The organism is Halorussus salinisoli, assembly GCA_005239435.1.
In the GTDB taxonomy this organism is placed as follows: Archaea; Halobacteriota; Halobacteria; order Halobacteriales; family Haladaptataceae; genus Halorussus; species Halorussus salinisoli.
The window spans coordinates 1-15237 of sequence record SZNP01000008.1 but is presented as its reverse complement, the minus strand read 5'-3'; the positions used below and the strand labels follow the sequence as shown (position 1 = coordinate 15237).

The window sequence follows — 15237 nt, the reverse complement described above, 5'->3', positions numbered from 1 at the left end:
CGTTAGGCGCTGAGTACGCGCTCCCGTGTTCAACACTGGCTCTGCGGATCACCACGAGAAGTCATTCGTCGGTAGCCGGGGTGGCAGCCATTTGCACGTCAGCGAGATACGAACACCGTCGACAGAGCCTGAAGCTGCGTTGGTCAGCCACTGTTTGTGAGATCCGTTCCGCGATAGCAGAGGCAAACGGGCTTTCGTCGTTGAGCGACCCGCACAAACTCGCGGTCCCCCTGTCGTTCACGAGGTGGTAGTACCCCGTGTCTTTCTCTTTTGCTTCGTGTGCGATGATGGCGTTCATATCGGCTGTGAACTTTCTCTGCCACGTGTATTGGGTGTTGTGTGGTCGGGGGACCGACTCTCACAGCCGCTGAGCTGTAGCGTGTGATTCGGTAGCTGCACGGTCTGAACGTAGCTTGACTGGGTATCACGACGAGCCGTAGCCGAGCACCGCGTATCTCTCGGCGGGTAGCCGCGACCACTGGACCTGCCCCGTATCGAGCCACCACGTGATCTATCAGCAGAAGGCCGATTCTAACGGAGCCTAACCTCTACTCGTAAGTGGATGAGCGTTCTGTCGTTGGCCGAGTGACTTTACGTCTCCTGCACGTAGCGGCAACTGTCATGCTCGTAGTTCACGCGTCGTTTCCGATCGACCCTGACAGCCGCGACGAAGCGCTCGACCGGATCGAGTCGCTCGCGGAGCAGTCCCGGCGAGAGGACGGCGTCATCGAGTATCGAGTCGCGACGGACATCGACGATTCGAACGTGTTCCGCTTCTTCGAACGGTACGAAGACGAAGCGGCGTTCGAAGCACACGCGGAGACGGCCCACTTTCAGGAGTTCGAGGAAGCGCTTCCGGACCTCCTCGCCGGCGAGCCAGAAGTGACGCAGTTCGACGTCGCGGACGCCTCGACCGTCGAAATCTGAGCGTCCCTGTCGATTTAGCTCCACACTCGTTCGTGCCGAGGAGCCGCAGAGTCGCGGTCGGAATGGCCGTTGCCATCCGGTACTTACGTGTCGCGGACCAACATCGAGTCGTTATGGCGAAAGCAGCAATCGTAATTCTGGCAGGTACCGAATCGCACGCCGGTCTGGGCCGCCTCGTGAACGGCCTCGAAGCCGCCAAGGAGTTCGCCGAGACCGAAGGCGACGACGTCGAACTCATCTTCGACGGTGCCGGGACGCAGTGGGTTCCCGAACTCGAGGACGAGGACCACGACTACCACGAACTCTACCAGACGGTCCGCGACGACATGGCCGTCTGTGATTACTGCGCCGGTGCGTTCGGTGTCGGTGATGCCGTAGAGGACGCGGGTGTCGTGACGTTGGACGAGAACGAAGGCCACCCCAGCATCCGGTCACTCGTCGACGACGACTACGAGATCATCACGTTCTAACGGGCCCACGGTTCAGACGTAGAGAACAGCTATCAATATCCAGTGGTCCGGTTGGATTCTCGGCTCTCACTCGGTACTAACCCTCGTTCTGGCCGGTTGGGAGAACGTGAGCTTGAGACTGGAACTCATTCGTCCCAGAAAATCTGGGCTGTTCCTCCGTCGTTGCTACTGTCCCGCCGAGCTAATGCCTTTACCTTTTCGCGGTTGACGTCCTCGACCAGTTCGAGCGCCTCGCTTACCCACGCGTACAGGCCCACGGTCAGACGCTGTCGGACCTCCTCGGCGTCTACCGGCGAGTACACGTGGACGTAGCCGCCATCCTCGAGTAAGCGCTTGCGTCTCCCCGGAGGACCACGGCTAACTCCGGGTCTTTGACTGGCGTCGCCTCCACGGCTGTGAAGTCTTCGCCGTAGGAATCCGATGCTGGATTATCAAGCGAGACGTTCCCGCAGTGCTGGCATTCGTACACCCCTCCGTGTCAGAATTTCCCATGCAAAATCGCGGGATGCGGAAGACCATGACTGTTCGGTGAGTTCGAGGTAATCAGAGACCTGTTGGCCAGCCCTTTTGGAGTACCGGTGAGACGAGCCTAGCAGGTCACACCCGCTTTCAGTCGTGAAATCGAAGGAGTACTGACGGGGACGAGGTATGGACGACCACAACGACACACCGAGCGAGGGAGGTCAGGCCGACCGGCATTCTAATCACGACGGCCGCGACGACACCAGGGGCGGTCACGGTTCGTCCGTCGACGAACGAGAGGAACCGCGAGTCGAGCAATCGATGCTCGAGGACGAAGCCGAAGACGCCGACGAGGCCTAGCGAGAGGCCGACGAGCAGTACGAACGAAGTGGGGAGCACGGCGACCACGGGGACGGACACGACGGCCACGGTGAAGGGGGCATGCACGAGGGCCACGAGCAGATGTTCCGCCGTCGTTTTTTGTCTCGACGCTGCTCTCGATTCCGGTACTCCTCTACAGCGAGACGCTACAGGAGTGGCTCGGCTTCTCGGTCCCCGCGTTCCCCGGCAGCGAGTGGATCAATCCGGTGTTCGCGGTGGTCGTCTTCGCCTACGGTGGCGTGCCGTTTCTCCGGATGGCGGTCCCCGAACTCGCGGACCGCGCACCGGGCATGATGACGCTCATTTCGATGGCCATCACCGTCGCGTTCGTCTACAGTCTCGCCAGCATCGTCTTCCCGACGGCGTCGACGTTCTTCTGGGAACTCGTGACTCTCATCGACGTCATGCTGCTGGGTCACTGGATAGAGATGCGCTCGGTTCGCAGGGCGTCGAGTGCGCTCGACGAGCTGGCGAAACTCCTGCCCGACACCGCCGAGCGAATCACCGAGAGCGGCGAGACGGAGGAGGTGTCGGTGGACGAACTGGCAGAAGGCGATCTCGTACTCGTCCGTCCGGGGGCGAACGTGCCCGCCGACGGTGTCGTCGAGGAGGGCGACTCGGACGTGAACGAGTCGATGATCACCGGCGAGTCCAGACCGGTGTCGAAGGAACCGGGCGACGAGGTCATCGGCAGCACGATAAACGGCGACGTAGCCTCCGCGTCCGCATCAGCGCGACGGGCGACGAGACGACGCTCGCTGGCATCATGCGCCTCGTCGAGGAGGCGCAGGAGAGCGAGTCCCGGACGCAGCAACTCGCCGACCGCGCGGCGGGTTGGCTCTTCTACATCGCCGTGGCCGCTGCTATCGTGATTGCCATCGCCTGGACCGTCGCAGTCTCGTTCAACGCCACGGTCGTCGAACGGGTCGTGACCGTCCTGGTGATCGCCTGTCCGCACGCGCTCGGACTCGCCATCCCGCTCGTCGTCGCCATCAACACGTCGCTGGCCGCCAAGAACGGCATGCTGATCCGCGACAGGATTGCGATGGAACAGGCCCGGGAACTGGATACGATCGTCTTCGACAAGACGGGGACGCTCACGAAGGGCGAACAGGGCATCGTCGACGTGGAAACCGTCGGAGATATCGACGAGGACCAGGCGCTGGCGCTCGCCGCAGCCGTCGAGGGCGATTCGGAACACATGATCGCACAGGCGGTCCGCGAGGCCGCGAACGACCGGAATCTGGACGTCCCCGGAGCCACGGAGTTCGAGGCACTCAAGGGCCGCGGCGTTCGTGCGACCGTCGACGGGGTCACGATTCACGTCGGTGGCCCGAACCTCCTTTCGCATCTCGATACCCAGGTCCCGTCCGAACTGACGGCGTTCGCGGACCGGGCCGGAGAGAACGCCCAGACCGTCGTTTACCTCGTTCGAGACGACGCTCCCGTCGCCGCGTTCGCACTCGCGGACGTCGTCCGCGAGGAGAGCTACCGGGTCGTCGACGCGCTCCACGAACTCGGCATCGAAGTGGCGATGCTCACCGGCGACAGCGAAGACGTCGCCAACGCCGTCGCAGACGACCTCGGTATCGACACCGTCTTCGCCGAGGTGTTGCCCGAAGACAAGGACCAGAAGGTGACCGAACTCCAGGACCAGGGTAAACTCGTGGCGATGGTCGGCGACGGCGTCAACGACGCGCCGGCACTCACGCGTGCGGACGTCGGCATCGCCATCGGGTCCGGGACGGACGTCGCCGTCCAGTCGGCGGATATCATCCTCGTCCAGAACAACCCGATGGACGTCGTCCGTCTCGTGAAACTGTCCAGGGCGAGTTTCCGGAAGATGAGGGAGAATCTCGCGTGGGCCGCCGGCTACAACGTGTTCGCGCTTCCGCTCGCGGCAGGCATCCTCGCTCCTATCGGTATCCTGCTCTCGCCCGCGGTCGGCGCACTCTTGATGTCGCTGTCGACGGTGATCGTCGCTATCAACGCCCAGTTCCTCCGTCGGGTCGACCTCGACCTCCCGAGTCTGCCGGGCGTGACAGCACCACAGGAGGCCCGACCGGCCGACTGACGGGAACGAGTTCGCTCCCGCACCTCTTACTCGGCGTATCGGACGACGCGAGCCATCCCCGCTTCGGGGTAGTAGAGGTTGTGGCAGTGAAACAGCCAGTTTCGAGCAGACGAGTTCTGGGCTGTCTGGATCGTTCCGGGCGCTACCGTGACCGTCGTGGACGTGTCCGCAGGGGCCGAGACGGTCGGACGAGGTGTGACAGTCGAGATTCGCCGTCCGGAATCAGTACGTCGCTTCCCGAACAACCGACGAGCGCACTCGCACCGGTTCCGCCCAGCAACTGGAGGATCCGACGCCGAGACGTCGACGACTCGCTCACAGTTCGTCGAGCATCCGTTCGAATCGGTCGGCGACCTCCTCGGAGATAGCGTCGAGGTCGGGGTTGTCCGTGATGCCGACCAGCTGTTTCGGGTCGACGGCGCTCACGGTGACGCCGCCGTCGTCGGTCTCGTAGACGATGACGTTGCACGGGAGGAGCGCACCCAGTTCGATTTCGTCTTCCAGACCTTCGAAAGCGAGTTGGGGATTGCAGGCGCCGAGGATGCGATACCGGCGGAACTCCTCGTCGAGTTTCTCCGCGAACGTCGCCTGTACGTCGATGTCACAGAGAACACCGAACCCCTCGTCTTCGAGGGCGTTCGTCGTCCGTTCGACGGCTGTATCGAAGTCGTCGTCGACCTGCTTCTGTATGGTATAGTCCATATTATACAACTAGGAGCCTGCAATTGATTACTGTTGTGGACGGCAGAACGGCACACTTTCAGACATACAGCTTCTCGAAACAATCTAGCCGCCAATAGCTCTCGCCACGAATATTTCTCTTGATTCCCACAACCAAAATCGTGATTTTTCACTCCACTCTCGCGTGGCGGTCTCTTCGATGACGTCGACCACAGTCCGGGTCGCCGCTGGGTCGAGCATCGACTTTCTAGAATCGAGGCGCGGTTCGGGTTCGAGACTCGCCGACTTCGGGCGTTCTTCGATGACGAACAGTAAAGTACGTCGAATCAGTTCACCGTCGTATGGATGTCTCGTCTGACGATGGGAACGTACGCCTTCCCTCACTACGCGGTCGACTTTCACCGGAGGACGTGAACATGGACCTGACCATGTGTGGTCTGCTCGTCCAACGAGCGACGGAACTTGCCCGACTGTACGAGGAGTGCGGAAACTGGAACGACGTCGAGGAACGTTGGTTTCGGGAGCGTCTCTCGAACCGTAGCACGAGGGGGAGTTCTCGGAAGATCTATCGAGTCCTGACGTCGCGGTTCAAGAACGCACCTTCGGAACTTCCCAACCCGACCGACCTTCCGGCAGTGCTGGACGCGTGTGCGACGACGCGAGACACGGCACAAGTACTCTATCTCTATCTCGCCGCCGACGATGCTCTCGTTCGCTACGTCGTCCACGAGTACGCCCGGCGTATCGAAGCGGACCACTCGGACGCGTTCGACTTCTCGGACGAGACGCTCGCGTCGATTCTCGACCGACTGAAGTACGACGACGGCACGTCGTTCGACTACGCCGACTCCACTACCGAGCGCTGGTGCGAAGGATTCAGATCGGTAATGCGGGAGATCGACGCCCTGGAGGATCAACAGGCCGTCGTCGGCGCACCCCCGTCGCTCGGTGACGTTCCCCTTCTCGTCTCGATGGGCTACTCGTACGAAGCGGGCGGCGAGGAGTGGTTCGATTCGCCGACCGGCCTCCTCTACCTGTTCCAACCGACCGGCCGCTGGGACGAGTTGTACGATAGGGTCGCCGGAACGGACGCGTGGGAGTTCGTCGAACTGCACGGAGAACTCCAACTCCGGCCGACCGACGAGACGTACTCGTGGGTCGATCGAAAGGGTGGCGAGTGATGGTCGACGAAGACTGGTTCGAAGACCTCCCCGAGGACTTCGAGGAGTCGGTACGAATCGACCGGGAGGAACAGACTCGGGAGGAGAACCGACACCGGAAGCGGGCCATCGAGTCGTACCACGTAACGGCCGACTCCCGGCGCTTTCTCGAGGATTTCGTCGACCGACTGCTCGGCGAGGCCGAGGACATGCGGACGGGGTCGAACTACTGGCTCTACGGCTACTACGGGAGCGGGAAGAGCCACCTGCTGACGGTCCTCGACGGACTGATGGACACCGACTGGCTCCAGACCCGTTTCGACGACGTCTGGGACGACCTGGTTCCCGAAGAGTCGTCGAAGACCGACCTCGAAACCCTGCGTGACCGGTTCGAGCAGGTCCATACCGACTACCACGTCGTTCCCGTCTCGGTGAATCTGTTGAAGTATCAGGGACAAAAACAACGCAGTTTTAGCGAGATCGTCCTCCGACACGCCCATCGGAACCCCGTACTCACAGGTGTAGAAGACGACATCTCTACCGGGCTGTCCTCTCAACTCGACGTCGCGTACTTCGAGGACTGGTACCGGACGACCGAAGCGTGGTCCGACCGGCAGGAACGCGCGGCCGAAATCGTCGACGGTATCACGCCGAACTCTCCCCGATACGAGTGGGAAACGGACGGCCTGTGGAACGACGTCCAGCAGTACAGTGCGCTGTCCGACGTGGTGCTTCCCGACCTCTTCGATGAGGTGACTGGCACGCGGGACGGGTACACCGATCTTCAGCCCTCGGACATCGACCCCGAAGAGGTCGTCACCAGACTCGAATCCCTCCGGACGGAGCGAGAGGAAGCGCTCGGTAAGCCGGTCAAACTCGTGCTGTTGCTCGACGAAGTGAGTCTCTTCATCGGCACCGACTTCGAGCGATTGACAGAGCTTCAGACCCTCGCAGAGAACGTCGACGACGTCGGCGACGGGGACGTCCAACTCGTCGCGACTGCACAGGCGAAAATCGAAGACGTACAACCGAAGTTCGCGGCCCACGGTGCCGACTTCAGTATCGTCAAAGACCGGTTCCCCCATCGGTACCAACTCCCGAGCAAGCACGTCGGCGACATCGCCAAGCGACGACTCTTCCGGAAGTCGGAGTCGGGAGAGGACGCCGTCCGACGAGTTCTCGACGACGCCGACGTGAAACCGACCGAATCGCTGGTCTACAACGAAATCAAGCAGAACACCAAGCCACCGCTGAACGACGTCGGAGATGAACTCGTCGAGTTCTACCCGTTCCTCCCGTATCACGCCGCGCTGTTCCTCGAGATTCTGTTCAACCTCCGTCAGGAGGCGAGCGACCCCGCGAAGTCCATCTTCTCGGGAACTGCACGGGCCATCCTCGCGCTCATGCACGGGTTGCTCGAACGATGGATCGACCAGGGCCGAGAGGACCACGTTGTCTCGCTCACCGACTTCTTCGAGCTAATCGAACCGGAGCTTCGAGAGATTCTCCCGCAGGACATGCGCGTAGTCGCGGGTCCCGAAAACCGGGTGAACAACGAGGGAGCGACGGCGAGCGAACGCCCGGACGAGCCGACGGGAATAGCGGACGAAGTCCACGACGACGACAGCGACATTCGGGAGTTCGACCTCGACGTAGCGAAGGCGGTGCTACTGCTCCGACACGTCCACGACATCGTTCCGCTAAACGAGGGCAACATCGCGGTCGCCGTGATGGACGACCTGAACGGCCGGTCGTGGATCAGCACGACCAACCGCGTCGAGGAATCGCTCGACCGGCTTCAGAAGTTCGTCCGGCCGACGCGAGAGGAGAGCGGTCCTCGGTACCGGTTCGCGACCCACGAGGAACGCACCATCTACGACGACGCCGAGGAGAACGAAGCCGACCCAGATTGGGACGAAATCGTCGAGGCGCTGGACGAACACCTCTGGGAGCGAATCGCGCGAGACCTGTCGCTCCCGGAGTCGGTGCCGTACGGCGAGTCCGGTGACGAGTATCCGCTCTCGTACGGGTTCGCCCTCGACGGAACCGAGTCCGAGACCACCGTCGAGGCCGAAGGTGGGTTGGACGTCGACGTCGCCGTTCAGGGCGTTCGCCCGAACGCCACTACCGAGAAAACCGACGAGGATACCCTCTACTGGGAGATAGACACGGGCGGGCTACAGGACCTACGCAAGCGCCTGATCGAGTGGTGGGCGTTACGTGACGCGATATCGACGCACGACGCACCACCTGCGGTCGAACGCGACCTCGAACGACGCGCAGACGCCGTCCGAAGCAAACTGGTCAGCGCGATGACGAGCGGGTCGTACACCGTCAAGGACCGGACGGACGTCGCCAGCCTCTCGAAAGCGGTTGCAGTCGCGGTCGACGTCTCGTATCCCGACGACTTCCACCCGATGATGCTCCAGGTCGACGAGAGTCGGCTACGGGAACTCCGCGAACTCGACACCGGTGAACCGCTCCCTGCGTGGGCGCGAACGATACAGGTACCCTCGTCGGACCAGGAAGCGAGCCGAGGAAAACGGACCATCCAGCGAAATGTGATGTCACTCACCGGGCGGCAACTGAAAGGCAGGGACGACGGTCTCGACGTGAACACCGTCCTCGACGGCATCGTGGAACAGAAGCCGTTCTACGGGGAGGCGCGACCTGCACTCCGTGCCATCATCTGGGGGTTCTGCCGAGAGGGACGACTGCTTCCCAGAGACGAGGTCGGAAACACACTGGAGGACGAAGTCGTACTCGAACTCGACGACCCGTCGACGACGCGGCTGAAGTTGCTCCCGCGAAAGCCGCTCGGGAAGCTTCTCCAACAAGGCGGGTTCAAGGAGACGACCGAGACCGTCTCGAAGGGGCTCATCCATCTCCGAGAGGCCAACCAGCGTATACGGTCGAAACTCGCGGGGCTTCGGGAAGACGTCGACTTGGTCGTCGACACCGACGTCCGAACCGACGTCGTCACGGACCTGATCGGGTCGTTCGCCGACGAGCTAACCGAACGAATCGAAGCCACCGACGAGCGTCTGTCCACCGCGAAGTCCCAAGGCGACGGCATCGAAGACGTCATCGACCGAACCACCGATACGCAGGAGTGGCTCGAGGAAGTCACCGACGTATGGAACCGGCGACTCCCGGCTCTCCGTCGTCTCGATGCGCTGTTGAAGGTCGGGGCCAGCCGATTCGACTGGATCGACGAAGCCGCTCGGCAGGCCGTCGAATCGCGCTCGAACGCGGTAGCGTCCTTCGAGGGCGAGTGGTGGACGACCGATGGGTGGAGCGCGTTCTCTACGGAACTCGTTCCGGACCTCGCTCCCGAGCTCGAGCGATCCTGGGCGTCGTTCGTCGACGACCGAGGCTTGCGCGAACTGGTCGGTCGCATCGACGAGCATCCGTGGATCGTCCCGGCAACCGACCTTCCGGCTGGCGTTCACGCGACCTTCGAGGAGGAGTACGTCACCCCGATGCGTCGTCTCCAGCAGTGGTACGAGACTATCGACGACGCAGTCGAGACGCTCTCGGGCGACGAGGACGGTGCGAAGCTCGTCGACGTGACGGCTGCCGTAGCGAAGCTAGAGCCGCTGGCCGACGCCGTGGAATGCGAACCCGACGCTTTGGAGACCCGCCTCGACCGCCTCTCGTCTCTCGTCGGTGATCGAACGCCGGACGACGTCGACCACGTCGGAATCGTCCCCGGCGACCGCCAGAAGTTGGACCGCCGCCTCGAGACCCTCGTCGAGCAGCGGGACCTCGAAGTCGAGGAGACCGACGAGGGAGTGGTCGTTCGATGAGCGAGACGTCACCGTATCGGGCGTTCAAGAAGAAGATTTGCACCTTCGCCCGCGGTCAGCACGGGATTCGAAATCCGTTCGTCATCGCCGCCGTCGACCCCACGGTCGAGCATCGAACCGCAGACCGCCTGGAGAGTTGGGCGAGCGAGGCGAGCGAAGCACCCCCGATTCCGGACGACGTGACCGTCCAACCGATCTGGCTCGACGAGTTGCTCCCTCGGACCGACGTGTACGAACTTCTGGTCGACCTCGGAGAGCCGTTATCGAAACTCGGCGGCGATTCGTCGGCGGGCGAGCGCGTCGAGACGACGATGCAGGACCGTCTCGCGGAAGAACTCGTTCAGCAGATGATCGAACGCGATATCGCCGAGGACGACCTCGAAACCCAGAGTCACGTCGTGCTGTTGCTCAACCTCGGGAGCCTCTACCCGTTCACGCGCGCCTCGGAACTCCTCGACGAACTCGACAGGCGGAACGTCAAGGCCACCGTCGGCATTCCGTTCCCGGGTGACGTCGTCGGCGGCAAGTTGAGCTTCTTCGGCGGCGATTCGCGCCACTACTACCCGGCACACCAGATCGACGGCCAGATTCGGGAGGTGCATCTCCAACGATGACTATCAGCGACCTGTTCCACAGCGACCCGACTCGACAACTCGAAGAAGTACAGAAGGTCAACGCCCGTGAGCGAGCAGAGACCGACGTCAGAGAGTTCTACGAGACCGACAGCGCCGAACGAGTGCTCGGCTCGCTCGGCGACGTGATCGCTACTCACCCCGGCGAATCCCCGCGGTTCCTCTACATCCACGCGACGTTCGGGTCGGGCAAGACCCACCTGCTGAAACTCGTCGGGCTCGTTACCGACGACCGGTCGGAGTTCGCCTACCTCGGCGACCAACTCGCCGAGCAGTGGCCCGGCTTCGACGACCTCCAGCGATCTATCGCCGAGTCGCACGTCGGTCGGCTCAAGCCGGTCTTCCTCAATCTGCTCGACCGCGACGCCTCGAAGGAGCCGCCGTTGCCGTTCCTGATTTACGAGGCGATCGGCCGCGAGCTCGGATACCCGACCGACCCGAACTGGTTGCTCGAGTGGGCCTGGACGCTCGACACGGAGTACGACGGCGTCTGGGTCGCGGTTCGGGAGTTCGAACACGACGGGAAGACGTTCGACGAGGTACTCGACGAACGCGCCTCGCTCCGTAGCTGGCTCTACGACGCGCTCCCAGCGATGGCAGCGACCACAGGGACCGACCTCGACACCGCCTCGGGAGTGAAGGCGTCGATCGAGGTCGCCGAAGACGAAGTCGAACCGGAGTCGTTCGACCCCGACGAACTCGTCTCTCGCGTCGAGACGGCGACCGAGGCACTGAACGATGGCGGCGAGCGAACCGAACTGCTGCTGGGCCTCGACGAGGTCGCGCTCTTCGTCGGTGACAGCCGGCATCGCTACCGCGAGTTCGAGGAGACGATGGAGGCGCTCCAGCGTGGCCCGAACCCGGTCGTCGTCACCACCGGTCAGTACTCGCTCCCGGCGACCCGTGAGAATCTCGTCGGCGAGCCGCCGAAAGACCACTGGACGGGCCAGCAGGTCCCGCTCGAAGGTGCCGACACCGAAATCATCGTCAGAAAGCGGTGGCTCCAGAAGTCGACGCCAGAGAGCGAGGAGCGCGTCGAGTCGCTGTTGGCGTCGATGGCGGACCTGTCGCTCGACACGTACTCGCCGGTGACGAGTGCGGACCCCGACCCGGTCGAGTCCTATCCGTTCCGCGAGTACGACTTGACGCTCCTGCGGAACGTGATGCAGGAACTCATCACGCAAGGCCGGGCGACGGACAGGGACTACATTCAGGGCCGAGCGCTGCTCGTCCTGGTCAGGTCGCTGTTCACCAGGTTCGGTTGGGCCTCGGCAGAAGAGGGGGCACTCGTGACGTGGGACGTGCTGTTCGACCTACTGGTCGAGGAGACGACCTACGTCCCGCTGTGGGTCCAGGAGATGATAGACAACACGCTGGTGCCGACGTTCGGCGGCGACGAAGACGCGTGGGAAGTGCGTCTCGCGAAAGCGCTCTATCTCGTGAACCAGACGCCCGCCGTTCCGGCGACCCCGGAGAACTTCGGTCGGTTGATGGTGGGCGACGTAACGGCTTCGCTGGACGACGTCGTCGCGGAGATCGAGTCGGGACTGGAGGCGCTCGTGGACAAGCAGAAAGCCCTCACGGAGACCAACGACGAGGGCGACGAGGTGTACACCCTCGTCTCCGAAGAGCAGGAGAGCATCCTCAGTCGGGCACAGGACGAGGCAGGGAAGATTTCCCCGCACCAGCTATCGGCGTGGCTGGAGACGCGGTTACGCGACAACGACGACTTCTTCCGGAGCGACGGAAGCCGTCACGAGGTCGACGTCGGCGACGAACGACTCGTCCCGCTTCGGTACGACTACTCCGTCCTCGAACCGGTCGACCGGGCACCCGCTCCCGAGTACGACGCGCTCCGCGTTCGCGTCCTGGCCGACGACCCCGACACCGTCTCCGACCAGGTAGAGACGTGGCAGGAGGTCAACGACGGCCGCGACGGTGGCGAGCACGTCCTCGTTACCGTCGACGTGCCCGAGACGATGCTCGAACGGATTCGAAACGTCATCGGGATGGGGAAGGTCCTGGAGGAAGAGACCGAGTCCCACGAGGAACTCGAACGCGAACACCGCGCCGACGAGCGCCGCCTCGAGTCGGCAGTGACCGAAATCCTCGAAGACGCGTCGGTGTTCACGGTACACGAACGTCGAGGGGCGCGCTCGACCGTCCTGGACGAAGTGGTCAGCGACCGAGTCGACGCCGTGTTCGGTTCGGCCCGGAAGACGCTCTCACGGCCACTCGTAGAAGTCGACGACGCGAAGGCGATTGCGCAGTTCTTCCGTGGAAGCGGTGAGTGGCCGCTTTCGGACGCGGACGCCGCGTTGCTCGGCGTCGACACGACCAGCGCGGCGGTCGCCGATACCGGCTGGTGTCGTGAGTTCGTCGAGAAGTACGAATCACGGAAAGCGGTGGACGTCGAGACGTTGCTCCGGCAAACCCGGACTGCAAACGGGGAGTATCGCGGGACGCCCAGAGAGTCGATAGCGGCGCTCCTCGTCACGCTCGCACTCTCCAACGAAACGGTCGCGCTCAAGCAGGACGCCGACTACGTAACCGACCCTGCAGCCATCGGACGTCAGGTGCGGACGAAAGGGGGTTTGACGTCGCTCCAGGTTCGGTTCGGCGTCGAGATTCTCGACCCGAAGAAAGTGAGGGAACTCGTCGCGACCGTACTCGGCGACGACCCGACCGGTGAGGGACCCGACGAGTGGTTGGAAGAACTCGGCCAGTGGGTCGACGAGAACAGCGCGACCGTCAAGCGGACGCTGAAGGGAATCACCACGGAGTTCGACGTGACACTCGACGCCTTCGAGCAGATAACCGGGCCTGCCCTCGCTGGCGAGGACCTCTCTACGTCCGACCTGGGTAGCGACGACGAGCTAGAGGAGGTCGTCCGCGAGGCAAAGACCTTCGCAGACGCACGCGAACTCTTCGGTGTCGAAGCGGACGGGACGACGCTCTGGGGACGTTTCACCGACGAGTTGGACGTACTGACGTCGCTCTACCCGAGCGCGTCGATTACCGCCAGTGTGCAGGCGACGGCAGAGAGCGATACCGTTCCCAGCGTCACGACCGTCGAATCCCGACTTCGGGACGCGGAGGGACACCGCGTGGACGAGCTTTCCGCACAGTACCGCCGCATTACGGGCGACACCACCACTGCGTCCGACCCTCAGGGCGTCCGTGACGACCTTGCTGCGTGGCTACGGTCGAACGAAGAGCGCGTTCGGGGCGTTCTCGGCGAGGCGACGACCGAGTTCGAGGAGGCCGTCCTCGACGACCTCGAATCGACATTCGAGACGGTCTGGGACGGCGAGGAACCGACGGAACCCGACGTCACGGATTCGGCCGTTGTCCGGCAGGCCGAGACGTACGAGCGCGTTCGGGAACTGCTCGACGGCACCGGTGGGGAGAGTCCCTGGTCAGAGCTACAGGACGCCGGCGAGCGACTACGCGACGAACACCCCGACTCGCCGACGACCGAGACCGTCGAGACGGCGCTCGCCTCCTCGCGTCCGCCCACGAAACGACGTGTTCGACAACTCGTCGAGCAGGCCGAGGACCCGAAGCCACCGGGTGCAGACGACGACGCGTGGGCCGACCTCCAGGCTGTCGCCGAGGAGCTACGACGAGAGCTTCCGAACGCCGACGTCACCGACGAGGTCACATCGGTCGTCGACGCCGACGACGGGCCGAGCGAAGAGCGCGTGAACGAACTCCTCACCGAATCGAAGACGGTCTTGGAACGGATTCGAGGCGTGAAAGAGCGACTGGACGGACTGGACGACGGCAGTATCGTGCTACTCGAAGGTCGATCCGAGTAACGCGAAGAGCCGCTCCGAGGACTGTCCGTGGGGGAGAGTTCCGTTCACGACGCCACCGAACCCTGACCGTGTGATAGCAGTGGTATCGGTACTCTCGGGGTCACCGGTCAGTTCTGCCGGGGGAACTCGTGGTGATTCGGCAATATTAAAGGCGGTCGTGCGATTCGGAGATAGCATACACGACTACCGCCCATGGCAGGCAACTCTCTCTCTCAGCGGACGGCGCAACTGGACAAGGAGGAACGCGAGCACCTCGAAGACGTCGTCGCCGCCATGCGCGAGCGGTGCGAGGACAACGTCGAGTTCCGACTCACGCAGAAGGGTCTCGACGACGAACCCGACGACACCGACGCGCTGGACGAAGACACCGAGCAACTCGTCGAGGCCATCGAACTGGAGACCGCCGACGGCACCTCGTGGGACGAGGCGTTCGAGCAGTACGTCACGGGCGTCGGCTACACCATCGTCAACCGCCTGGCCGCGCTCCGGTGCATGGAGGTCCGGGGCTTCGTCGACGAGGAGGTCACGGTCTTCAAGGAGAACGGCCTGACTCCGGCGGCCGAGACGCTGGTCCACGAGGAGTTCCTGCTGGAGGACGAAGCAATCGTCCAGGCGTATCGAGACGCGTGCGACAGGTTGGCCCGAGAGATAGAGATACTCTTCGACCGGGAAACCGCGTACAGTCAGGTCGGTCCCGACGACGACACCTTCGAGGAGTTGTGCGGGATGCTCGACGAGGTGCCCGACGCGGTGTGGCGGGCCGACGACGTACTCGGATGGGTGTACGAGTACTACAATCGGCCGGTCGTGGAGGCGCTCG

At 63.2% G+C, this 15237-nt stretch carries 9 protein-coding genes and 2 pseudogenes; 8 read left to right on the top strand and 3 right to left on the bottom strand.

Annotated elements, in window-relative coordinates; genetic code table 11:
- The first annotated feature begins 621 nt into the window (after positions 1-621).
- Together E2484_RS20145 and E2484_RS20140 are read left to right on the top strand one after the other, a co-directional pair.
- Positions 622-927, top strand: coding sequence for a putative quinol monooxygenase (locus E2484_RS20145; protein ID WP_137286995.1), 306 nt, complete (start codon positions 622-624; stop codon positions 925-927).
- Positions 928-1040: 113 nt separating this feature from the next.
- The gene (locus E2484_RS20140; RefSeq protein ID WP_137286994.1) at positions 1041-1397 is read left to right on the top strand and encodes a DsrE family protein; all 357 of its coding nucleotides are present in this window, start codon (positions 1041-1043) and stop codon (positions 1395-1397) included.
- A 125-nt stretch (positions 1398-1522) separates the two neighbouring features.
- Here the strand turns inward: E2484_RS20140 and E2484_RS25245 are convergent, their stop codons facing one another.
- Entirely contained in the window at positions 1523-1699 is a 177-nt protein-coding gene (locus E2484_RS25245) for a hypothetical protein (RefSeq protein ID WP_170977441.1), read from the bottom strand.
- Positions 1700-2045: 346 nt separating this feature from the next.
- On the opposite strand from E2484_RS25245, the pseudogene E2484_RS20135 reads away from it, so the two are divergent.
- Positions 2046-4314 (top strand): annotated as a pseudogene (locus E2484_RS20135) (copper-translocating P-type ATPase).
- Between the two features lie 26 nt (positions 4315-4340).
- Here the strand turns inward: E2484_RS20135 and E2484_RS26190 are convergent.
- Both E2484_RS26190 and E2484_RS20125 read right to left on the bottom strand, forming a co-directional pair.
- A complete protein-coding gene (locus E2484_RS26190) occupies positions 4341-4559 on the bottom strand; it encodes a multicopper oxidase domain-containing protein (protein ID WP_137286993.1) in 219 nt (72 codons plus the stop codon).
- 70 nt (positions 4560-4629) lie between these two features.
- A complete protein-coding gene (locus E2484_RS20125; protein ID WP_137286992.1) occupies positions 4630-5016 on the bottom strand; it encodes a DUF302 domain-containing protein in 387 nt (128 codons plus the stop codon).
- A gap of 395 nt (positions 5017-5411) precedes the next feature.
- On the opposite strand from E2484_RS20125, the gene E2484_RS20120 reads away from it, so the two are divergent.
- From E2484_RS20120 to E2484_RS20100, 5 genes and pseudogenes are all read left to right on the top strand, one after another.
- Complete coding sequence (locus E2484_RS20120) at positions 5412-6176, top strand: BrxA family protein (protein ID WP_170977439.1); 765 nt, start codon at positions 5412-5414, stop codon at positions 6174-6176.
- A complete protein-coding gene (locus E2484_RS20115; RefSeq protein WP_137286990.1) occupies positions 6176-9964 on the top strand; it encodes a hypothetical protein in 3789 nt (1262 codons plus the stop codon). The genes E2484_RS20120 and E2484_RS20115 overlap by 1 nt, the downstream gene beginning before the upstream one ends.
- Entirely contained in the window at positions 9961-10578 is a 618-nt protein-coding gene (locus E2484_RS20110) for a BREX protein BrxB domain-containing protein (protein ID WP_137286989.1), read from the top strand. Before E2484_RS20115 ends, E2484_RS20110 begins: the two co-directional genes overlap by 4 nt.
- Entirely contained in the window at positions 10575-14417 is a 3843-nt protein-coding gene (locus E2484_RS20105; protein ID WP_137286988.1) for a hypothetical protein, read from the top strand. Before E2484_RS20110 ends, E2484_RS20105 begins: the two co-directional genes overlap by 4 nt.
- Positions 14418-14609: 192 nt before the next feature.
- Positions 14610-15237: pseudogene (locus E2484_RS20100) on the top strand (BREX-5 system adenine-specific DNA-methyltransferase PglX); the annotation flags it as partial.

What these genes read in the sequence shown, in the direction of transcription:
- E2484_RS20145 (WP_137286995.1), top strand. Translation starts at nt 622, where the DNA reads ATGCTCGTAGTTCACGCGTCGTTTCCGATCGACCCTGACAGCCGCGAC.
- E2484_RS20140 (WP_137286994.1), top strand. Translation starts at nt 1,041, where the DNA reads ATGGCGAAAGCAGCAATCGTAATTCTGGCAGGTACCGAATCGCACGCC.
- E2484_RS20125 (WP_137286992.1), bottom strand. Translation starts at nt 5,016, where the DNA reads ATGGACTATACCATACAGAAGCAGGTCGACGACGACTTCGATACAGCC.
- E2484_RS20120 (WP_170977439.1), top strand. Translation starts at nt 5,412, where the DNA reads ATGGACCTGACCATGTGTGGTCTGCTCGTCCAACGAGCGACGGAACTT.
- E2484_RS20115 (WP_137286990.1), top strand. Translation starts at nt 6,176, where the DNA reads ATGGTCGACGAAGACTGGTTCGAAGACCTCCCCGAGGACTTCGAGGAG.
- E2484_RS20110 (WP_137286989.1), top strand. Translation starts at nt 9,961, where the DNA reads ATGAGCGAGACGTCACCGTATCGGGCGTTCAAGAAGAAGATTTGCACC.
- E2484_RS20105 (WP_137286988.1), top strand. Translation starts at nt 10,575, where the DNA reads ATGACTATCAGCGACCTGTTCCACAGCGACCCGACTCGACAACTCGAA.